The 19,787-nt window shown below is 61.8% G+C and carries 21 protein-coding genes, 1 pseudogene and 1 riboswitch; of the genes and pseudogenes, 11 read left to right on the forward strand and 11 right to left on the reverse strand.

Translation table 11 applies throughout. The features are described from left to right. Positions 1–167: 167 nt before the first annotated feature. Positions 168–1,118 carry an AEC family transporter gene (locus G3O01_RS16810; protein WP_205806265.1) on the reverse strand — a complete coding sequence of 317 codons (951 nt, stop codon included), beginning with the start codon at positions 1,116–1,118 and terminating at the stop codon, positions 168–170. A 107-nt stretch (positions 1,119–1,225) separates the two neighbouring features. On the opposite strand from G3O01_RS16810, the gene G3O01_RS16815 reads away from it, so the two are divergent. Further along, positions 1,226–2,095, forward strand: a complete 870-nt coding sequence (locus G3O01_RS16815) for a LysR family transcriptional regulator (protein WP_205806266.1) — start codon at positions 1,226–1,228, stop codon at positions 2,093–2,095. A gap of 53 nt (positions 2,096–2,148) precedes the next feature. Here the strand turns inward: G3O01_RS16815 and G3O01_RS16820 are convergent, their stop codons facing one another. Further along, positions 2,149–2,922: a CbtA family protein gene (locus tag G3O01_RS16820; RefSeq protein ID WP_205806267.1), complete on the reverse strand. Its 774-nt coding sequence runs from the start codon at positions 2,920–2,922 to the stop codon at positions 2,149–2,151. A 21-nt stretch (positions 2,923–2,943) separates the two neighbouring features. Continuing rightward, positions 2,944–3,168, reverse strand: a complete 225-nt coding sequence (locus G3O01_RS16825) for a CbtB domain-containing protein (protein ID WP_205806268.1) — start codon at positions 3,166–3,168, stop codon at positions 2,944–2,946. Positions 3,169–3,231: 63 nt separating this feature from the next. Further along, a riboswitch (cobalamin riboswitch) is annotated at positions 3,232–3,317 on the reverse strand. A gap of 88 nt (positions 3,318–3,405) precedes the next feature. Between G3O01_RS16825 and G3O01_RS16830 the strand changes: the two genes are divergently transcribed. Then, positions 3,406–3,981, forward strand: a complete 576-nt coding sequence (locus tag G3O01_RS16830; RefSeq protein ID WP_205806269.1) for a histidine phosphatase family protein — start codon at positions 3,406–3,408, stop codon at positions 3,979–3,981. Positions 3,982–3,988: 7 nt separating this feature from the next. On the opposite strand, the gene G3O01_RS16835 is transcribed toward G3O01_RS16830, so the two are convergent. After that, entirely contained in the window at positions 3,989–4,396 is a 408-nt protein-coding gene (locus G3O01_RS16835) for a hypothetical protein (protein ID WP_205806270.1), read from the reverse strand. 177 nt (positions 4,397–4,573) lie between these two features. Between G3O01_RS16835 and G3O01_RS16840 the strand changes: the two genes are divergently transcribed. The 3 genes from G3O01_RS16840 (at position 4,574) to infA (ending at position 5,991) form a co-directional block, all read left to right on the forward strand. Next, on the forward strand, positions 4,574–4,792 hold the full coding sequence (locus G3O01_RS16840; protein WP_205806271.1) for a hypothetical protein: 219 nt from the start codon (positions 4,574–4,576) through the stop codon (positions 4,790–4,792). Between the two features lie 520 nt (positions 4,793–5,312). Then, positions 5,313–5,600, forward strand: coding sequence for a hypothetical protein (locus G3O01_RS16845; RefSeq protein WP_205806272.1), 288 nt, complete (start codon positions 5,313–5,315; stop codon positions 5,598–5,600). A 124-nt stretch (positions 5,601–5,724) separates the two neighbouring features. After that, positions 5,725–5,991, forward strand: coding sequence for a translation initiation factor IF-1 (infA, locus tag G3O01_RS16850; protein WP_205806273.1), 267 nt, complete (start codon positions 5,725–5,727; stop codon positions 5,989–5,991). Between the two features lie 146 nt (positions 5,992–6,137). Here the strand turns inward: infA and G3O01_RS16855 are convergent, their stop codons facing one another. Beyond that, positions 6,138–6,842 (reverse strand): GntR family transcriptional regulator, encoded by a 705-nt coding sequence (locus G3O01_RS16855; RefSeq protein ID WP_205806274.1) that lies wholly within the window; start codon positions 6,840–6,842, stop codon positions 6,138–6,140. 177 nt (positions 6,843–7,019) lie between these two features. Here G3O01_RS16855 and G3O01_RS16860 point away from each other — a divergent pair, with 177 nt between their 5' ends. The 3 genes from G3O01_RS16860 (at position 7,020) to G3O01_RS16870 (ending at position 10,327) form a co-directional block, all read left to right on the forward strand. After that, a complete protein-coding gene (locus tag G3O01_RS16860) occupies positions 7,020–8,282 on the forward strand; it encodes a cyanate transporter (protein ID WP_205806275.1) in 1,263 nt (420 codons plus the stop codon). 316 nt (positions 8,283–8,598) lie between these two features. Beyond that, complete coding sequence (locus G3O01_RS16865) at positions 8,599–9,174, forward strand: ANTAR domain-containing protein (protein WP_205806276.1); 576 nt, start codon at positions 8,599–8,601, stop codon at positions 9,172–9,174. 10 nt (positions 9,175–9,184) lie between these two features. Beyond that, complete coding sequence (locus G3O01_RS16870) at positions 9,185–10,327, forward strand: CmpA/NrtA family ABC transporter substrate-binding protein (RefSeq protein ID WP_205806277.1); 1,143 nt, start codon at positions 9,185–9,187, stop codon at positions 10,325–10,327. Positions 10,328–10,519: 192 nt separating this feature from the next. On the opposite strand, the gene G3O01_RS16875 is transcribed toward G3O01_RS16870, so the two are convergent. The 5 genes and pseudogenes from G3O01_RS16875 to G3O01_RS16895 form a co-directional block, all read right to left on the reverse strand. Continuing rightward, a complete protein-coding gene (locus tag G3O01_RS16875; RefSeq protein ID WP_205806278.1) occupies positions 10,520–10,672 on the reverse strand; it encodes a hypothetical protein in 153 nt (50 codons plus the stop codon). Between the two features lie 406 nt (positions 10,673–11,078). After that, positions 11,079–12,020, reverse strand: a complete 942-nt coding sequence (locus G3O01_RS16880; RefSeq protein ID WP_205806279.1) for a choline ABC transporter substrate-binding protein — start codon at positions 12,018–12,020, stop codon at positions 11,079–11,081. Between the two features lie 53 nt (positions 12,021–12,073). Further along, positions 12,074–13,051 (reverse strand): GlxA family transcriptional regulator, encoded by a 978-nt coding sequence (locus G3O01_RS16885; RefSeq protein WP_205806280.1) that lies wholly within the window; start codon positions 13,049–13,051, stop codon positions 12,074–12,076. A gap of 133 nt (positions 13,052–13,184) precedes the next feature. After that, positions 13,185–14,090 carry a choline ABC transporter permease subunit gene (gene choW / locus G3O01_RS16890; protein WP_205806281.1) on the reverse strand — a complete coding sequence of 302 codons (906 nt, stop codon included), beginning with the start codon at positions 14,088–14,090 and terminating at the stop codon, positions 13,185–13,187. After that, positions 14,083–15,369: pseudogene (locus G3O01_RS16895) on the reverse strand (glycine betaine/L-proline ABC transporter ATP-binding protein); the annotation flags it as partial. The pseudogene G3O01_RS16895 and the gene choW, both read right to left, overlap by 8 nt. Before the next feature lie 333 nt (positions 15,370–15,702). Between G3O01_RS16895 and G3O01_RS16900 the strand changes: the two are divergent. Then, entirely contained in the window at positions 15,703–17,415 is a 1,713-nt protein-coding gene (locus G3O01_RS16900; RefSeq protein WP_205806283.1) for an IlvD/Edd family dehydratase, read from the forward strand. A 5-nt stretch (positions 17,416–17,420) separates the two neighbouring features. Beyond that, entirely contained in the window at positions 17,421–18,350 is a 930-nt protein-coding gene (locus G3O01_RS16905) for a dihydrodipicolinate synthase family protein (protein ID WP_241024022.1), read from the forward strand. Between the two features lie 65 nt (positions 18,351–18,415). On the opposite strand, the gene G3O01_RS16910 is transcribed toward G3O01_RS16905, so the two are convergent. After that, positions 18,416–18,637 (reverse strand): hypothetical protein, encoded by a 222-nt coding sequence (locus tag G3O01_RS16910; RefSeq protein ID WP_205806284.1) that lies wholly within the window; start codon positions 18,635–18,637, stop codon positions 18,416–18,418. Between the two features lie 432 nt (positions 18,638–19,069). Between G3O01_RS16910 and G3O01_RS16915 the strand changes: the two genes are divergently transcribed. Beyond that, positions 19,070–19,729, forward strand: coding sequence for a response regulator transcription factor (locus G3O01_RS16915; protein WP_205806285.1), 660 nt, complete (start codon positions 19,070–19,072; stop codon positions 19,727–19,729). The last annotated feature ends 58 nt before the right edge of the window (positions 19,730–19,787 follow it).

Genomic DNA, 19,787 nt, shown 5'->3' on the forward strand with positions numbered 1-19,787 from the left:
TGCGTGTTTTCGCCGTCGCCTTTCTGGCTCTCGGCTTTGTTTTGTTCCATATATAAAACGTTAATCTTTATATGGAACTTCGAGCGAGTGTAAGACGAAAAAAATGAGCAGACCACTGCTCATTTCGGCGCGTTGCGAGACCGCGACAATCGATCAGCCGGCGGGTGTCAACCCGGTGCGTGCATATAAAACAGCAGCAGCGACAGCGAAACCAGCGAGCCGAGCGTCGACAGCAAAATGGTTTGCGACGTGATGTGCGCCTCGCGCTCGTAGAACTCGGCGAGCATGTACGGCCCCGTGCCCGTCGGCAGCGCGGCGAGCAGCACGGCCATGTCGACCATCGGCGCGGGCAGCGCGAACACACGCGCCGCGATCCACCACGCAAGCGCCGGCTGCGCGATCAGCTTGATGGCCGTCAGCACGAACGACGTGATCGGCTCGGCCGCTTCTTCCGCAGCCGGGCGCTTCGCGGCGAGAAACAGCCCGAGGCTCACCAGCGCGCACGGGCTCGCCGCGCCGCTCAGCAGCTTCAGGAAGGTCTCGACGCTCTGCGGCATCGTCAGATTCGCGCTCGCCGCGAGCACGCCGAGAATCGGCGACGCGATCAGCGGATTCTTCAACAGCCGCCACACCACTTTCGCGCCGAGCTTGTGCGGCGTGCGCTCGGTCTGCAAACCAATCTCAATGAGCACGATCGCAAACGCGAACAGCACGCACGCGACGATGATCGTCGCGATCGTCGTCGGTGTGAGGCTTGCCTTGCCGAACGCCAGCAGCCCGAGCGGAAAGCCGATATAGCCCGTATTCGGATACGACGCCGCGATCGCGTCGACGCTCGCATCGGCAAGATGACGGCCGCTGACAAGACGCACCAGCAGCACGACGACGAACACGCCCGCACAGGCAATCGAAAACGTCGCGATGAACGCAGGCTGATCGAGCTGATGCCAGGTGGAATGCGCCATCGTGTCGAACAGCAGCGCGGGCAGCGCGAGCCAGACGACGAAGCGGTTCAGTTCGGAAGCGGCCGTCGGACCGAGCAGATTGCGGCGACGGCAGAAGTAGCCCGCGAAGATCAGTGCGAAGACGGGCAGCAGGATTTCGAGCGTAGACAGCATGAAGTTGCGGCAACGAAGGCAAAGATGACGGAAACGCGCAAGGGTAAGCGTTTACACCTATACAATCCAATGCCGAATCAATCCCTCGACAATACCTTTTTTGCATCATGATCGACGTGAAGCCGCTTCGCTACTTCGTCACGCTCGCCGAAACCCGGCATTTCGGGCGCGCGGCCGCGCGGCTGAACCTGTCGCAACCGCCGCTCAGCCGCCAGCTGGCTGCGCTGGAGGCGTCGCTGGGCGTCACGCTGATCGAGCGCAATCCGCGCAGCGTCACGCTGACGGCGGCCGGCGAGCGTTTCTACGAAGACGCGAAGGCCATTCTTGCGTCGATTGAACAGGCGGCGAAGCATGCGCGTGCGGCGGCGATCGGCGATAGCGGGCAGTTGACCATCGGCTTCACGATGTGCGCGACCTACAGCGTGCTGCCCGCCTACGCGCGTGTCTATGGCGATGCGTTTCCCGATGTGGCGCTCAACCTGCGCGAAGTCGTCTCGAACGATCTGGCCTCGCAGGTGCTGAGCGGCCAGATCGATGCGGCGATCATGTTTCCTGGCGCGCCGAACAAAGGTCTCGATACCCGCGCGATCTTCACCGAGCCGCTGTGCGTCGCGCTGTCGCGCGATCATCCGCTGGCGCGCGCGCGGCAAATCGACGTTGCACAACTCGCGCGCGAGCCGTTCGTGATGGCATCCGAAGCGGTGTCGCCGAGCTTTCGCGCGACCATCGTCGACCACTGCGCGCAGGGCGGCTTCGCGCCCGACGTGCGTTTCGAGGTGCAGTTGCAGCAGACGGTGCTGAGTCTGGTCGATGAAGGCGTCGGGATTGCGCTGGTGCCGGAGTCGATGCGCAAGGCGAAACTGGCGGGCGTCGTGTTCAGGCCGCTCGCCAACGCGCCGACCATTTCGCAGATGCTCGTGTGGTCGCCATCCAACCGCAATCCGTGTCTGGCGCGGTTTCTGGAAATGGCTGCGTGAACTGAGGAAGGCGATTCGCCCGCGCATACATACGCGGGCGAGCACAAGAAGCGTTACAGATAAGCCGACTTGCGCGCCGCCGCATTGGACGCACGCGCGATACGCTCGCTGCGTTCGACCAGCGCGCCGAACAGCAGCCCGATCACGGCCCACATGATCGCCTGCATGCCGAGCGCCGTGACGCGGAACTTCCACAGCACGGTAGCTGGGAACGCGTCTGGCACTTCGTTGACCGTCGGCAGCGCGATCTGGATCGCGGCGATGATCGCGACGAACACCACCCCGCCCGCAATCGCCGCATTCCAGTGGCCGAGGCGCGGCACCAGATGCTTGCGCACTTTCATCGAGAACACCATCACGACGAGCGATGTGACGATCATCAGAAAGAACAACCCGGTGCGCGTGCCGATCGTATCGGGATCGCCGACGGATGGCGGATTCGCCGGATACTTGATGGTCGGCACCAGCACGACGGCCACATAAGCACCGAGCGCGAGCCACGCAGACAATGCGCGCGCGCTCAACTTGCCCGCGCGTCCATGCAGATACGCGAAGGTCAGCGCGAACAGCCCGCCGAACGCCATGCCATACGCGACCACGCCCGTCAGCAGCCCGAGGCCTGCCTGCGTGCCGCGGCTGACGAGTTCCTCGTCATGATCGTGACCGCCGGCGCCGGCTTCATCGTGTTCGTGCGCGGCGTGCATCTTTTCTTCGAGCGCGATCGCGGTATCGACGAGCGGTTCGCCCGCGACGCGCGCGAACGCGAACGTCAGCAAGCCCGCGACGATGCCTGCGAGCATCCCTCGCATCAACAACTTCCCAACCATGGTGATGACTCCCCTACGCGATCAGTGGCAAGGAAAGCCGAGCAGATGGCGGCCGTCGTGCACGAATTCATGCACGTACATGCCGGGAATCAGCGACGTCGCGCCCTGTTCGGCGCCGACGAAATAGAGGGCGAGCAGCATCAGCAGGCCACCGAAGACGATCCACGGCAGCAGCTCGCGCAGCGGAATCGGCGTGATGGCGGGTTGTTCGGTCTGACCGGCGTGGTCGAGAACGGCGTCGTTCATGACGGACATCTCCAGGGGGTTGCGCGCCCCGATAGTCGATTGATGAGGGAAGTCGAAGCTTGGGTCTGGCTTCCGGCTTGTGTACTGCATGTTCGTGTACGCACTGCCGATTACAGTGGCGCGACCGCGCCGGGCTTGCACCGGCTTCCGCGCTTCGAGTGGCGTCTATTCTACGGCTAAACTGCGAGACGTTCTCTTCTTTCTTCCCGCTTCCTGTCTCCCGGACCAAGGCTCTCGATGCGCACACGCCTGTTGTTGATCAGCCACCCGGCGACAGCCGCGCAGCGCAAGGGCACGTTCCCCGCCGACGATCCGCTCGATGCGCGCGCCATCGACGAAGCTTCTGCGTTTCGCGCATCGCATGCCGGGTTGCCGGCGGCCGATGTTGTCCTTGTCAGTCCAGCTCTCTGCGCTCTGGAAACAGCGAACGCACTTGGGTTTGCCGCCACTGTCGCGCCCGCTCTCGCCGACGTGGACGTGGGCCGCTGGCGCGGGCGTCGCCTGCTCGAAGTAGCCAATGAAGAACCCGAGGCGCTCGCCGCATGGACGCGCGAGCCATCAGCCGCACCGCACGGCGGCGAATCCTTCGATGCATTGGTCTTGCGTGTCGGTAGCTGGCTCGATGCGTCTGCCAACTTCGCGCGGCACGACACGGTGATCGCCGTCACGCATGCAAGCGTGATCCGCGCGGCACTGATCCATGTGCTGCAGGCGCCCTCCGCATCGTTCACGCGCTTCGAGATCCCGCCCCTTTCCATCGTCGAACTCCAACGCGGCGAGCGCGGCTGGACATGGTGGCCCGCCAAAGGCTAACGGCCGCTCACAGCGCCGGGCACGACACAACCTGCTGCGGATTGAGCGTGGTGCCGGGCATGCCGTCGGTGGCGGGCGAGCCTTGCGCCGGTGTGGCGATCAGACGCACGGCGTCCGTACCCGCATTCGCGAGCACGTAGCGCTCGGGGCGCCCTTGAGGCTGCCAGTACGCGCGATAGACGCCACCATCCTTCAACACATGCAAGGTGCCGCGCACCGTCTTGCCGCCCGCGATGAAATCGACGGGCTCGCCGTCGCGCAACGCAAAGCCGCTTGCGGCCGACACCCCTGACACGCCCGACGCAGCCGCCGCACCCGCGCCCGACAGCACGCCGCAAGACGCATCGCCCGACGCGGCAATCGCCAGCTGGGTGACCGTCCATAGCGCGAGCGGCGCGATTGTTTTCAGTGCCATGAAGCTCCTCGAGTCGTGTGGAATCGCCTGGACAGCGAGCGCCATGCACGTCGCAAAGCGCATACCCAGCGCGGCGCACCTGTCAGCGAGCGCGAATTTTGTCGGCGTGGCAGTGCGCTTTTTGATGTGCGATAAAAGACAGGTCTATCACAAGCGTTTACCGACAAGAGGCAACCGATGGCTACGCTCGAAGCGTTTCGTTCCGTGCTCGACGATGCACGCACGCCCGAGATCATTCGCAATCACATCATCGATTCGCTGCAATATGCGCTGCGCAATCACGGCCAGATTTTCACGTCGAAGGAAGTCGAATGGCTGGCCAAGTGGGACGACGCGCGCATTCCGCTCGCCGCCACGCGCGAGCTGCAAAAACGCATGACGCAAACCGCCGACTGAACGCCCATGGCCGCCGCGCCACGCGGCTGCGCCCCGCACGCGTATGCTTCACGATGGCAGCGCGATGAAAGTTTCTGCTACACAAAGCCCTGTTTTTAGGGCATAATATATTCAACGCAGCGCTCTGCCCGCTTCATTCAGCATCAATCGTCAACTGCCTGACTGCAACGCGTCAACGTCTGTTCGTTTTAACGTGTTGCACTGTTTGCGTTGCATCCCATCCGTCCCGTCGTCGCGCAACTTCATGCTGCGGCAACCCGGCGGCCACGTTACTCCGGTTAATCTGCTGCGCGTCTGAACCAGACCGGGTGACATTTGCTACGTTCGGTGCCTGCGCATCAGCGTATTTTTCTCCAATCGTTCCGCGTTGATCGCGGTTCCGTTCGAGCCAGCGCTTACGGCTCGCGCGAGACTTTTTCCATTGCGGCGCGCCTCATGGTGCTGCGCCGCTTGCCGCCATTTCGCCGCGCCTGCTCGTTGCAGTGACGCGCGCTGGCGGCCGCATGACAGGATTTTGCATATGACGACTCAAGGCATCAAAACCTACAAGGGTTACGAAATTCACCCGCTGATCTATCCGCGCCGCACCGCCAATGGCGTGCCGAGCCGCAATTCGATCGATAGTGGCTACGACGCATCGGTGCGCATCTGCCGCGTCGGCGCCAATCCCGCTGCCGATGGCCGCGTGTTCCGCCTCGCGTATTTCCGCCCGTTCGAAGGCGCGGGCAAGGCGCGTATCGCGTGCATGGAGCACGCAGCGCAAGTGATCGACGGCCGCGTCGACGGACAAAGCGTCACCGATCTTTGATCGTGTGCGCCGCGAGGCGCGCATCACAGCTTCACACGCATCGCCGCGGCAGCGTTCGCTCTGCCGCGCAAGACTGGCTGCGCGCCGCGCGCGGCACCCTTCCCTCATCGACCAGGAGTAGTGCATGGCGAAAGAAGAACTGCTTGAACTAGACGGTATCGTCGACGAAGTACTGCCCGACAGCCGCTATCGCGTCACGCTGGATAACGGCGTCGTGGTAGGCGCGTATGCATCGGGCCGCATGCGCAAGAATCACATCCGTATCCTCGCGGGCGACCGCGTCACGCTCGAACTGTCGGTCTACGATCTGACCAAGGGACGCATCAACTTCCGTCACAAGGACGAACGCAGCAGCGGTCCGCGTACTGGCGCGCCGATGCGCCGCCGCTAACGTAGCCGCTTATGTAGCTGCTCAGCCATGTGTCTCGCCGTGAGTCGGGCGGGATGCTGCGAATAAATCGACGACGCGCAACGCCGTTGTCGATCGCAAGAAGATGCGGCATGTGCAACGCATGCCGCGCGACTCACCTTCCAGATTCACCCTCGAAACACCATCCCCATATCGTCGCTCGCGCTCGTCTGCATGCGCGTCACGACACGCTCTTCCAGTTCCGCCAGATGCGCGCGCATCGCTTCGAGCGCGGCGTTCAGGTCGCCTGTGTCGAGCGCGTCGATGAGTTGCGCGTGTTCGTCGGCGGCGCAGGTCGTGCCCTTCGACGGATCGTAAAGCGCCTTGTACAGCTCCGTCTTCGCGACCAGTTGCGCGACGAAGCCCTGCAACTCCGCGCTGCCCGCAATCTCGGTCAGCAGCACATGAAAGTGCCCTGCGAGCCGCACCTGTTCATCGAGGCGGCCTTCCTTCAGTGCCTTCTTTTCGCTGGCGACGTGTGCCTTCAGCACGCGCTTGTCCTGCGCCGACAGCGCGCCGCATAGCGCAGTCATGATCCCTGCCTCGACGATCTGCCGCGCGCGATAGACCTGACGCACGTCCTCTTCCGACGGCGACGGCACGAACGCGCCGCGATTGGCCTCCAGCACCAGTTTGCCCTCGAACCCGAGCCTCGCGAGCACCTTGCGCAGCGCACCGCGCGTGCAGCCGAACGCGGCCGCGAGATCGCGTTCGACGAGCTGCGCGCCCGGTCGCAGGCGGCCTTCGAGCAACGCAAGCGTGATCGATGCGTAGATGCGGTCCTCGACGTTGTCGTCGTCGGTGGCGGGCGGGGTGTTCGGGCGAGTGGCCATGTTGTGCGAGTGAGAAGGATGCGGCTGGCGGCCGTATTTTAGCGGCGCGCCGCCTCATCCGCATGTGCGCCGAAAACATCCGCGCGAATACCGGCGATAGCAGATTCGAATCTAATGGTTAACCATTTTACGTTACTATGGTTAACCAAAGATTTCGACTCACCCGCAGGAACACCCGTGAACCAGACGCCCGGCATCGACACTCCCCGCATTGCGCAACGCCCGAGAACATCGGCCTTATCGTGGCGGGACGTGCTCTGGCTCGCGGTGGTCGTCGCAATCGGCGTCAATCTGCGGCCGCTGCTGACGTCCGTCAGTCCGTTGATGGCGACGATCCGTGCAGCTACCGGGCTGAGCTTTTCGGGCGCGTCGCTGCTGACCAGCCTGCCCGTCGTCGCGATGGGGTTCGGCGCGTTCGGCGCGGGGCTGCTCACGCGCGTGGTCGGCGAGACCCGCGGCGTCGCGCTGGGTCTGCTCGCGATTGCCGTCGCGTGCAGCGCGCGTCTTGGCGCGTCGAGTGGCACGGCATTGCTGGTTACGGCGCTCGTGGCGGGCATCGGCGTCGCGGTGATTCAGGCGCTGCTGCCCGGCGTGATGAAACAGCGTTTCCACTCGCGCGTGCCGCTTGCAATGGGCCTATTCTCCGCGTCGATCATGGGCGGCGGCGGCCTGGGCGCGAGCCTCAGTCCTTACGTCGCGCAGACAACGGGGTCATGGCATGCGGGACTCGCGATGTGGGCCGTGCCTGCCGCCCTCGCCTGCGCGTGCTGGTTGGCGTTACAGCGATTCGCGTCGACGGACAACGGACACGCCGCTGCGCATGCCGCCACGCATCTGCCGCATGCGTCGCGCGTCGCGATGTGGCGCAAGCGCCGCGCGTGGGCGCTCGGTCTGCACTTCGGCCTCGTCAACGGCGGCTACACGACGCTGGTCGCATGGTTGCCTGCGTACTATCAGCAGCGCGGCGCAAGCGTCGCGCACAGCGGCTCGCTGCTCGCGGCGATGACCGTCTTCCAGGCAGCGTCCGCGCTGCTGCTGCCACTTGCGGCGGCGTCGTTCCGCGACCGCCGGCCGTGGCTCGTGGCGGGACTGAGCGCGCAACTCATCGGGATCGTCGGACTGCTCGCGTTGCCGGACACGCTGCCGCTCGCGTGGGTCGCCATTGCGGGCGCGGGGCTTGGCGGCACGTTCTCGCTGACACTCGTGACGGCGCTCGATCATGCCGACGATCACCGCATCGCAGGAAAACTCGTGGCGTTCGTGCAAGGCGTCGGCTTCATCGTCGCGGCGATCTCGCCGATCGTGGCGGGACGCCTGCGCGATCTGACGGGCGGCTTCACGGCTGCGTGGATCATGCTCGCGGCTTGCATCGCGGCGATGATCGCGCTGACCTTCGTGTTTTCGCCGCGCAGTTACGCACGCTGGCTCGGCTCCAGATAACGCGCTTTGTGAGCTAGCCTGCAGTCGCCGCAGGGCTCACGCGCTCACCTACATTGCCGCGCCAAACAGGTGCAACATACGGGGGAACGCACTGCCACGGTGCAGCGGCGAGACGCGCTCATACCCACTTCCGGCTTTGCGCAGCAACTTGATGGCCGTCGCGACGGATGGCACATAAGTTGCAGAGTATCTGCCGCTTTCTGCACGATCACGGCCACGGGCAACCGCCACCGTCACTTGCCGCAAAGCGAATTGCAGAACCCGCAATCCGACGAATGAAGCTGCGTAACCCCCAATACTCCATGCCGGGCAATCCATGCTGCGTGTTTTGCTCGTAACCGATACTGACAAGCCGATTGGCGAGTTGCGCGACACGCTCGCCCGGCTCGGCTATGACATGCTCGCCGCCACGGCTTCGCCGCAGGCGCTGCATCGGGCTGTCGAAAGTCAGCGGCCCGACGTGATCATCATCGACACCGAGTCGCCTTCGCGCGACACGCTCGAACAGCTTGCCGTGATGAACGCGACAGCGCCGCGCCCGGTGCTGATGTTCAGCAACGACGCGAACCAGCAGTTGATACGCGACGCCGTGGGCGCGGGCGTGACCGCCTATCTCGTCGAAGGACTCGCGACGGAGCGGCTCGCGCCAATTCTTGAAGTGGCGCTCGCGCGCTTCGCGCAGGAATCGCAATTGCGCGAGCGGCTCGCCCAGGCCGAGAACGAGCTTGCCGAGCGCAAGCTGATCGACCGCGCGAAGCGCATGTTGATGGATTCGCAAAAGATGACCGAACACGCCGCCTACGCGACGATGCGCAAGCGCGCGATGAACCAGGGCGTGAAGCTCGCCGAAGTTGCGCGCCAGATCGTCGCCGCAGCCGACTTGCCAGATTGAAGCGCTGCTCATGAACTCAACTGTCCACACCCCTTCCCCCGACGAATCCGGCAAGCTGGAGAAGACGCACCTGCGGCTGGGTTTTGTCGCGCTCAGCGATGCCGCGCCGCTCGTCGCCGCAAAGCTGCTCGAATTCGGCCATGCGCATGGCCTCACGATCGAACTGCTGAAGCAGCCGTCGTGGGCTGCGATACGCGACAAGCTGATATCGGGCGATCTCGATGCCGCGCATTCGCTTTACGGCCTCGTCTACGGCGTGCAGCTCGGCCTCGGCGGTCCGCAAACGGACATGGCCGTGCTGATGGTGCTGAACCGCAACGGTCAGGCGATCACAGTATCGAACCGGCTCGCCGCCGCGCTCGACGAACACAAGACGCTGCCTGCCGCGCTCGCGACGCTGGGGCGCAAGCCGGTTTTCGCGCAGACCTTCCCGACGGGCACGCATGCGATGTGGCTGTATTACTGGCTCGCGTCGCAGGGTGTGCATCCGTTGCGCGATATCGAGAGCGTGGTGATTCCGCCGCCGCAGATGGTCGACGCGCTTGCGCAGGACCGGCTCGATGGCTTGTGTGTTGGCGAGCCGTGGAATGCGGTGGCGCAGGAGCGCGGCGTGGGACGAACGGCGGCTTATTCAAGCGAGGTGTGGCCCGATCATCCGGAGAAAGTGCTGGCGAGCAGGCGCGATTTTGTCACGCGGTATCCGAATACTGCACTCGCGCTCGTTCAGACCATGCTGGAAGCGTGCCGATGGCTTGATGATGATGTGCATCGGGTGGAGATTGCTCGCAGGCTCGCGGCTAGTGAGTTTGTTGGTGTGTCTGCTGATCTTGTTGCTCCGCGGCTCGTTGCTGCCGGGTGCGATGACAAGAGGCGGCCTGTGCGGTTCTTTGAAGACGGTGCTGTGAATTATCCGCATCCGGCGGAAGGGGTCTGGTTTTTTATGCAGTATGCGCGGTGGGGGATGACTGCCTGGCGTGATGACTTTTCACGGATCGCTGGTGAGGTTAATCAGGTAGAGGTTTATTGCCGTGCGGCCGCTAATGTTGGGGTGGCTGTCCATGCTGATGTGCCGTCTTCCTTGTTGATCGATGGCAAGAGGTGGAGTGGCGATGCTGGGTTGGATTACTTGCAAGGGTTTTCGATTCGGGCTTAGGGGTTTCGTCTTCGCGACGCGTTGAGTGGTTTGCTTGTGTTGTTGCTGGCATCCGCGCGATGTTATTGGTTTATTAGTGTTGCCCCTGTGCGGGGCGGCACTTACTTTCTTTGCCGCCGCAAAGAAAGTAAGCAAAGAAAGCGGGCTAACACCACCCGTTCTTGACCATCGCCTGAGGGCCCCCAACCGTTCTTACGCTTCAAACGGCATCACATCGAGTCGTTGCCCGTTACCAACGCATTGAATGAGCGCCTCACCCACTTCAATCACCCATAGCGCGGCCAGCGGCAGCGAGTAATTTGCGCCGCCCAGGTGGCAAACTGTGTGTAGGTCGTAATGCTTCACACCGCGGCGCTCTTACGACACCGCTCGTGCTTTTCAGTCCGGAGTGGAACGCATAAGCCGCGAAATCCGACACACAGTTTGCCGCTATAGAACGTGGGCGATGCGATCGTGCATGTGACGACGCGGGAGCGTGAAGCGGGTGATGAGCCAATTCGAAGCATTGGCAGCGGGCATCGAGAAGAGCGATGTCGGAAACAGGACGGGGCCGTTGGGGGCCCGTGGGAAACCGTCAAGAATTGGCGGTGTGAGCGGCTTTCTTTTGCCTACTTTTCTTTGCCGCGGCAAAGAAAAGTAGGTGCTGCCCCGCACAGGGGCGACGCGTGAAGGGGTAAGTCGAATCGCGGATGCCAGCGAAAACAGAAGCAAACCACCCAGGCGTCGCCAAGACAAAAGCAAAACCAAAACTTCAGTGCGCAGCAATATAAGCCTTAACGGCCGGCAAGCCGTCTTTGCCATCAATAGTCTGCACACCCGATAGCCACTTATCCAGCGCCTGCGGATTAGCCTTCAACCACGCCAGCGCGGCCTTATTCGCGTCTTCCTTATTCATGATCGGCACCATCACATGATTCTCAATCGCCGTCGTGAACTGCAGATTAGAAACAAGCTTGGCTGCATTCGGACAACGAGCAGCATAATCAGGCGGCGTAGCGGTAAACACTTTGGCCTCACCATAATTAGGCCCAAAAACATCATCCCCGCCGGCAAGATAATCAATCTTCATCTGCACATTCATGGGATGCGGCTCCCAGCCGAGAAACACAATCCACTTCTTCTCCCGAACCGCGCGATTCACTTCGACCAGCATGCCCGCCTCGCTCGACTCGACGAGCTTGAACTTACCCAGCCCGAACTGATTGCCGTCGATCATCTTCTTGATCAACGCATTGCCATCATTGCCGGGCTCGATGCCATAGATCTTTCCATCCAGCTTGTCGGCAAACTTCGCAATGTCGCTAAAGTTCTTCAGGCCTCCGGCATACACATAATCCGGCACAGCAAGCGTGTACTTCGCACCCGTCAGATTCGGCGTCGCCAGTACTTTAATCGTCCCCGACTTCACGAACGGCTGGATGATCGGGTCCATCGTCGGCGCCCAATAGCCGAGAAACACGTCGATCTGCTTGCTCTTGATGCCCGCAAACGTGATCGGCACAGATGCAATCGTCTTCGTCGGGTTGTAGCCAAGACCCTGAAAGATCGTCGATGCGAGGCCCGTCGTCGCAGCAATGTCGGTCCAGCCGACATCGGCGAAACGGACGTTGCGGCATACGGCAGGGTCGGCGGCGTGCGCGGTCGCGGCAGCCGTCGCGCATAGCGCGGCCGCCATCATCAGCTTGCGTTTCATCAGATTCTCCTCGGAATAATTCTGGCCCGGACGCGTACGTCCGGTTCGACTGCCTAAGCCGCCTGGCGGCGCTCGACGCTCGGCGCATGGCCGAACTGCGCGCGATAAGCCTTGCTGAAATGACACGGCGAATGAAAACCGCATACGGCTGTCACCCGCGCGATCGATGCGTCCGTCGTGCGCAACAGATCGCGCGCGCGACGCAATCGCAACGACAGGTAGTAATGCGTCGGCGATACGCTCAGATACACCTTGAACATCCGCTGCAAATGGCGTTGCGACAATTGCACGAGCCGCGCGAGTTCTTCGAGCGACAACGGCTCTTCGATGTTCGCCTCCATCAGCCGCACCACTTCGATCAGTTCGGCACGCGAGAAACCGACGCGTGCATCGACGGGAATCGGCTGCTGATCGCTCGCGCTGCGAATGCGCTCGAGAATGAACTGCTCGGATACCTGCGCGGCAACGTTCTGCCCGAAGCGCGAGCCAACAAGATCGAGCATCAGGTCGAGCGGCGCCGTGCCGCCCGTACACGTCAGGCGATCGCGGTCGATCACGAACAGTTCGTCGGCGAATTGCACATGCGGATACTCCTTGTGCAACGCCGACAGATCCTCCCAGTGCACCGAGCAGCGATAACCGTCGAGCAATCCCGCCGCCATCAACGCATACGCGCCCGTGCAGATGCCGCCCAGCGGCACGCCTTGCGAGGCGGCATCGGCAAGCAGCGTCTTCACGTTCGTATCGACGGCATTGCGTATCTGCGTGCCGCCGCACACGATCAGCACATCCGGCATGCCCGCCTCTTCGAGCGTGCGCGTCGGCTTGACCGTCAAGCCATTGCTCGCCCGCACGGGCACGCCATCCGGCGTGATCACCGACCAGCGATAGTGCTGTGCGCGAGATACATAGTTCGCCATGCGCAGCACTTCGACCGCGCTCGTGAACGCGATCATCGAAAAACTGGGTAAAGTCAGAAAACCCACATGCGCAAGATTCGACAACGGCGCTTCAGCCCGGGTAGACGTCACGTCGCGCTCCGTGAGGCACAAAGAAGAATGTGTTTGGCCACCGCAAAAGCCCGAAGGCTTTCGCGGGACGACCACTATTGGTTCTATTGCAGTCGCGCCAGAAATTCAGCGCTTGATCGAATACGACAGAGAGTTAGCTTTGCGCGACAGCCGGTTGCTCGCGGCGCACACGCATCACGTTGCGCAGACCGGCAAAGCGCGGTGCGGTAGCGGTACCCGGCGAACGGCCAAAGCTCTCGGTGATACGGTCCAGAATGATCGCGAGCAACACCACAGAAAGACCGCTTTCGAAACCGAGTCCGATATCGAGCCGCTGGATACTCGCGAGCACATCGTTACCGAGGCCGCCCGCACCCACCATCGACGCAATGATCACCATCGACAGCGCCATCATGATGGTCTGGTTCACGCCCTGCATGATCGACGGCAACGCATTCGGGAATTGCACCTTGTACAGCAGCTGCCACGGCGTGCAACCAAAGGCCTGCCCGGCTTCGACGATTTCGCGGTTCACGTGCTTGATACCGAGGCTCGTCAGACGCACAGCGGGCGGCATCGCGAAGATCACCGTCGACAGAATGCCCGGCACGCGGCCAAGGCCGAACAGCATCGCAGCGGGAATCAGATAGACGAAGGCGGGCATCGTCTGCATCAGGTCGAGAATCGGCCGTACGATCATCTGCACATGCTTGTTCTTCGCGGCCCAGATGCCGAGCGGAATGCCGAACACGAGGCTGATCAATGTCGACGACAGTGTGAGGCCGAGCGTGATGACCGTCTGGTCCCAGAAGCCGGTTGCGTAGATCAGCAATAGCGAAGCGGTAGCGAAAATCGCAAAGCGCCAACCCACCCGCCACAAACCGATTGCGATGAAGAACGCCATCAACGCCCACATCGGAATGGCCTGCAGGCCATGTTCGATCATCGCGGCGAAGCTCTCGATTGCCTTGCCGATCGAATCGAACGTGCTGGCGTCATGATCGAGCAGATAATGGACGCCCTGGTCGACCCAACGGCCGAGTGGAATCATCTCAGACATGGGCTGCACCTCTGTTGCGTGTAATGACCTTTAGAACCGCAGCCTGATCGACGGAACCGCAATAGCGGTCTTCGTCGTCGACGACGGGCAGAGCCGTCGCGCTCGCGCAGACGCGCGATACGACGTGTTCGAGCGGCGCACCGCGCGAAATGCATTCGACTTTCTTGAGCGACGGAGAAGCACTGCCGATCGCATCGCGCGTCACGAAGCCGCGAATACGACGCTCGGCATCGAGCACGAACGCGTATTCGGCGCTGCCATTCAACGACTCGGCGACGCTCGACTGATCCAGATTGCGCACGAGCGGCACGCCGTTCGCCTGCATCAGATCGCCTGCTGTCAGATAGCGGCTCGTATCGACGCCTTCGAAGAACGCGCGAACATAGTCGTCAGCCGGGTTCGCGATGATGTCCTGCGGCGTACCGATCTGCACCACGCGTCCGCCTTCCATGATCGCGATGCGCGTGCCGATACGCAGCGCCTCTTCCAGATCGTGGGACACGAACAGGATCGTGCGTTGCTGGTTCTTCTGCAGTTCCAGCAGCACGTTCTGCATTTCCTTGCGCTTGAGCGGATCGAGCGCGGAGAACGCTTCGTCCATGATCATCAGCGACGGGTTCACGGCCAGCGCGCGCGCCAGACCCACGCGCTGCTGCATGCCGCCCGACAGCTCCGAAGGCAGCTTACCCGCGAAGGTGGCGAGACCGACCTGCTCGAGCACTGCGAGCGCGCGCTTCTCGCGCTCCTTGCGCCCCACGCCCGCCACTTCGAGACCGAACGCCGCGTTCGACAGCACCGAGCGTTGCGGCATCAGCGCGAACGACTGGAACACCATGCTCATGTCGGTGCGGCGCAACGACGTCAGTTCCGAACGCTTGATGGCAGCGACATCGCGGCCATCGATGATGACCTTGCCGGCCGTCGGTTCGACGAGCCGGTTGATGAGACGGATCAGCGTGGACTTGCCGGAACCCGACAGGCCCATCAGCACGAAAATCTCGCCTTCCTGTACGTCGAAGGAGACATTGTGGACGCCCACCACATGCCCCGTTTTGGCGAATACCTCGTCTTTCGACGCGCCTCGCGAGAGCATGTCCTGCGCCACTTTCGGGTTAGGCCCGAAAACCTTACATAAACCTTCGACCACGACCTTTGGGGATTTCATTGAGTCCATCTCCTCGTGGTGCAGGCGCCGGCCTGCACATGTGTGACTACATAGTTGCCAGAAAAAACCCCGCCTAGCCGACTAATTGCGACAGACGCTTGAGGAAATGCGACACGGGCAAAAACGAACGGGCGTTAGTGGATACGTGCAACCCTTGTCCAGCAAGGGTTGGCGACGATGCTGCAGTGCGTGATGCAGCGCTGCGCGTGTCGCTTATTGGATGGTCTGCGTCCAATGAGGATGCATACGCTGCACAATCCCCGCCGACCCGCGCAGAGCCTCTGTCGGCGACGCTTTCCGGGGTTCGCACAGGCTGTGTTCTGTTGCGCTGCAACGATATCGGCCGTCGATCGTCGCATGCCATTGCGCGAGCCCCATCTCGCGCGATGAATGGGCTAAGCTGCTTTGAAACGACGTACGAAAAACGAAGCACGCACAGGAGACTCCATGCGCAAACTCCGCTCGCAAAGCTGGTTCGGCCGTAACGACAAGGACGGCTTCATCCATCGTTCGTGGATGAAAAACCAGGGCATTCCGCACGACGAATTCGACGGCCGACCGGTGATCGGCATCTGTAATACGTGGTCGGAACTGACGCCGTGCAACGCGCATTTCCGCGAACTCGCCGAGTACGTGAAACGCGGCGTGCGCGAAGCAGGCGGCCTGCCGCTCGAATTCCCCGTGATGTCGCTAGGCGAATCGAATCTGCGGCCAACGGCCATGCTGTTTCGCAACCTTGCTTCGATGGATGTCGAAGAGTCGATACGCGGCAATCCGCTCGATGGCGTGATCCTGCTGGTCGGTTGCGACAAGACCACGCCCGCGCTGCTGATGGGCGCCGCGTCGTGCAATCTGCCCGCGCTGGCCGTATCGGGCGGGCCAATGCTCAATGGCCGCTTTCGCGGACGCACGATCGGCTCGGGCACGGGCGTGTGGCAGATGTCGGAGGAAGTGCGCGCGGGCACGATGACGCAGCAGGAATTCATCGATGCCGAATCGTGCATGAACCGCTCGCGCGGCCATTGCATGACGATGGGCACGGCATCGACGATGGCTTCGATGGTCGAATCGCTCGGCATCGGCTTGCCGCACAACGCGGCGATTCCCGCCGTCGACGCACGCCGTCAGGTGCTGGCGCATCTCGCGGGACGACGCATCGTCGACATGGTTCGCGACGACGTGACGATGGACAGAATCCTCACGCGCGAGGCCTTCGAGAACGCGATACGCACGAACGCTGCAATCGGCGGATCGACAAATGCCGTCGTGCATCTGATTGCGCTGGCACGGCGCATCGGCGTCGATCTCTCGCTCGACGACTGGGAACTCGGCTCGAACGTGCCGTGTCTCGTGAACCTGCAGCCATCGGGCGAGTACCTGATGGAAGATTTCTACTACGCAGGCGGCTTGCCCGCCGTATTGCGGCAACTGGGCGAGCAAGGACTGTTGCATCGCGATGCGTTGACCGTCAATGGCAAAAGCATCTGGGACAACGTCTGCGATGCGCCCAACTACGATCAGAAAGTCATCACCACGTTTGCCGAGCCGTTCAAGCCGCAAGCGGGCATTGCGGTGCTGCGCGGCAATCTCGCGCCCAATGGCGCGGTGATCAAGCCGTCAGCGGCAACGGCTTCGCTGCTGAAGCACCGCGGCCGCGCCGTGGTGTTCGAAAACGTAGAAGAACTGCATGCAAAAGTGGACGACGAATCACTCGATATCGACGAGCATTGCGTGATGGTGCTCAAGGGCGCCGGGCCGAAGGGCTATCCGGGCTTCGCTGAAGTCGGCAACATGCCGCTGCCGAAAACGGTCCTGCAAAAAGGTATCACCGACATGGTCCGCATCTCCGATGGCCGCATGAGCGGCACGGCGTACGGCGCCGTCGTGCTGCATGTGTCGCCTGAAGCAGCGGCAGGCGGACCGCTTGCGCTCGTGCAGACGGGCGACATGATCGAACTCGACGTCTCCGCGCGACGCCTGCATCTGGACGTAACCGATGAAGAACTGGAACGCCGCCGCGCCACATGGCGCGCACCCGAATTGCCCGCGCGCGGTTATTACCGGCTGTACGTCGAGCATGTGTTGCAGGCCGATCAGGGCGCGGATCTCGACTTCCTCGTAGGCGCGAGCGGCGCACCCGTACCGCGCGATTCGCACTGACGATCATGGCGCAACCCTCGCCCTTCTCACCACGCGGCATGTGGCCCGTGCTCTATGCGTACTTCGATGCGAACAACGCATTAGACCGGGGCGCGATACATACGCAGATCGACATGACGATCGCGGCAGGCGCAAGCGGTATCGTGATTCTCGGCCTCGCAACGGAAGTGAACCGGCTGTCGCTCGATGAGAAGCATCGCTTCATCGAATGGACAGGCGCGCATATCGCCGGACGCGTGCCGTTTGCCGTCACCGTGACGGGCGATACGCCAGATACGCAGCATGCATTGGCACACTATGCTGTGGATCGCGGCGCGTCATCGCTGATTCTTCAGCCGCCTTCTGTCCGCGACCGGCCCGAATCGTTCTATTTCGATTTTTTCGCGAATGTCATGCAGCGCGTGCGCGTGCCTGTCGGCATTCAGAACGCACCGGAATATCTGGGTGTCGGCCTGTCAGTTCAATCGCTCGTCGCGCTGGCCGCGCAGTGCGGGCAATTTCAATGGCTAAAGGGCGAAGGGCCGGCCACGATCATTCGGGCGACGATAGAACGGCTGCGCGAGCAACGCAGTGCTTTACCCGTATTCAACGGACGCGGCGGCCAGGAGTTGATCGACAATCTGCGCGCAGGCTGCGCGGGACTGATCGTCGCGCACGATTCGTTCGACTGGCAAGCGGCGATCTATCACGCGTTTATCGAAGGCGACGAAACGAAAGCCCAAACGCTTTACGAACGCATCCTGCCTTCCATCGTATTCGTGATGCAATCGCTCGACGCGTTGACCTGCTATGGAAAACGTATCGCTGCGTGGCGCATGGGCTTCGATGTCGCGCACGATCGCGGCATGCGTCCAACTGCATTCGGCCTCGAGTGTGCGCAGCGTTTCGCGGCTTCGCTCGGTCCATTCCAGCACCAGCGCACGACTGGCATCTGACAAAAAAAGAGGAAGCCGGACTCGGAGTCCGCACTTCCTCTTTCGACATCAGCGTGAACCGCTAATTACTCGGCAGCCGATGCTGCTTCGTCGGAAGCCGCCTTTGCGGGCGCTGCCTTCTTGTGTGCGTGTTTCTTCTTTGCGTGGTGCTTCTTCGCATGATGCTTCGCAGCCGGTGCCGATGCTGCGGCCGGGGCTGCATCCGTTGCTTCGGGAGCCGATGCCTGCGCGAAGGCGGCGATCGAGAACAGACCGGCCAGAGCAGCGGCGATGATGTGCTTGTTCATTGCTTGAATCCTTAAACCTGTGTTGATGACTTGACGGCGCAATGGCCGTCGACCTGATTGGGTCATCGCTCTAAACGCATCGCCTCGCAAAGCGTTGACGCCTCTCCTTCCGTCGCTCGCATTCTTAACAGTTCTTTACACGAGATGCATCCAGCACGCGTTTTAATGCGCCGTTTTGTACCTTTTTGACAAGCCGTATTGCAGGCAATCGCTATTCGCCAGCATGCAATGTCGGATTTCTTCGAAAGTCGTATCTGCTCGCATCAAAAAGCGAGTCAATCCTCTTTCCGTTCGTTATCCTTACGCGATCCTATAACGCTTCTTTCGCAACGCAGGACACGCTCTCTGCATAGATCAGAATTGGCGTTCATCGCGTCATCCCTTTTCCGACGCGCATTGTCCGTTCTGTAGAAGTTGTCCAGTCTTCTCACCATGAATGTGATTCGCGACTTTCGGATTGCCATTGCAGATGATCATCCGGTTATCCGGCATGCCGTGATCAATGCGTTGAACAGCATCCCTGGCTTCAAGGCCGACGCTGCCGCCAGGTCTGGCAACGAGTTGCTTGCGCTGTTGCAGCAGGGCAAATGGGATCTCATCATCACGGACTTCACGATGGGTAGCGCGCAGAACGAAATCGACGGATTTGCGCTGATTGGCCGCTTACGCAAGCAGCATCCGCATATTCCCGTGCTCGTTTTCACCATGCTCAATAACGACGAAGCATTGGTGCGTCTGTCGCGCTCCGGCGTTGCAGGAATCGTCGACAAAAGCGAAGGCATCGAGGAATTTCGCGCAGCCGCGCTTGCTGTCACACGCTATGGCCAACCGCATTTCTCTGCCAGAATTCGCGCGCGGCTTCAGCGCCGACGAGGCGGCGACGAACACGAAGACTACGGGCCCATCCTGACAAGAAAAGAACTGGAAGTGATCCGGCTGTTCGCAACAGGTACTTCGCTGACTGAAATTGCGCGGCAGACCAACCGGTCTATCTCGACGATCGCGACGCAGAAGAGCAGCGCCATGAAGAAGCTGAATCTGCGAACGAATGCGGATCTCGTCAAGTACTCACAGGAAAACGGCTTGATCTGACGCAAGCTGCACGATTCAGCGAAGCACACAAAAGAAAGCCGCTCGCGTAATGCGAGCG

The sequence above is a fragment of the Burkholderia sp. Ac-20365 genome, assembly GCF_017104715.1.
GTDB lineage: Bacteria > Pseudomonadota > Gammaproteobacteria > Burkholderiales > Burkholderiaceae > Paraburkholderia.

Bases quoted from the DNA above. Each gene is read 5' to 3' on its own strand.
- G3O01_RS16815 (WP_205806266.1), top strand. From the start codon at position 1,226: ATGATCGACGTGAAGCCGCTTCGCTACTTCGTCACGCTCGCCGAAACC.
- infA (WP_205806273.1), top strand. From the start codon at position 5,725: ATGGCGAAAGAAGAACTGCTTGAACTAGACGGTATCGTCGACGAAGTA.
- G3O01_RS16845 (WP_205806272.1), top strand. From the start codon at position 5,313: ATGACGACTCAAGGCATCAAAACCTACAAGGGTTACGAAATTCACCCG.
- G3O01_RS16915 (WP_205806285.1), top strand. From the start codon at position 19,070: ATGAATGTGATTCGCGACTTTCGGATTGCCATTGCAGATGATCATCCG.
- G3O01_RS16880 (WP_205806279.1), bottom strand. From the start codon at position 12,020: ATGAAACGCAAGCTGATGATGGCGGCCGCGCTATGCGCGACGGCTGCC.
- G3O01_RS16840 (WP_205806271.1), top strand. From the start codon at position 4,574: ATGGCTACGCTCGAAGCGTTTCGTTCCGTGCTCGACGATGCACGCACG.
- G3O01_RS16900 (WP_205806283.1), top strand. From the start codon at position 15,703: ATGCGCAAACTCCGCTCGCAAAGCTGGTTCGGCCGTAACGACAAGGAC.
- G3O01_RS16910 (WP_205806284.1), bottom strand. From the start codon at position 18,637: ATGAACAAGCACATCATCGCCGCTGCTCTGGCCGGTCTGTTCTCGATC.
- G3O01_RS16825 (WP_205806268.1), bottom strand. From the start codon at position 3,168: ATGAACGACGCCGTTCTCGACCACGCCGGTCAGACCGAACAACCCGCC.
- G3O01_RS16870 (WP_205806277.1), top strand. From the start codon at position 9,185: ATGAACTCAACTGTCCACACCCCTTCCCCCGACGAATCCGGCAAGCTG.
- G3O01_RS16810 (WP_205806265.1), bottom strand. From the start codon at position 1,118: ATGCTGTCTACGCTCGAAATCCTGCTGCCCGTCTTCGCACTGATCTTC.
- G3O01_RS16820 (WP_205806267.1), bottom strand. From the start codon at position 2,922: ATGGTTGGGAAGTTGTTGATGCGAGGGATGCTCGCAGGCATCGTCGCG.
- G3O01_RS16830 (WP_205806269.1), top strand. From the start codon at position 3,406: ATGCGCACACGCCTGTTGTTGATCAGCCACCCGGCGACAGCCGCGCAG.
- G3O01_RS16855 (WP_205806274.1), bottom strand. From the start codon at position 6,842: ATGGCCACTCGCCCGAACACCCCGCCCGCCACCGACGACGACAACGTC.
- G3O01_RS16835 (WP_205806270.1), bottom strand. From the start codon at position 4,396: ATGGCACTGAAAACAATCGCGCCGCTCGCGCTATGGACGGTCACCCAG.
- choW (WP_205806281.1), bottom strand. From the start codon at position 14,090: ATGTCTGAGATGATTCCACTCGGCCGTTGGGTCGACCAGGGCGTCCAT.
- G3O01_RS16865 (WP_205806276.1), top strand. From the start codon at position 8,599: ATGCTGCGTGTTTTGCTCGTAACCGATACTGACAAGCCGATTGGCGAG.
- G3O01_RS16905 (WP_241024022.1), top strand. From the start codon at position 17,421: ATGGCGCAACCCTCGCCCTTCTCACCACGCGGCATGTGGCCCGTGCTC.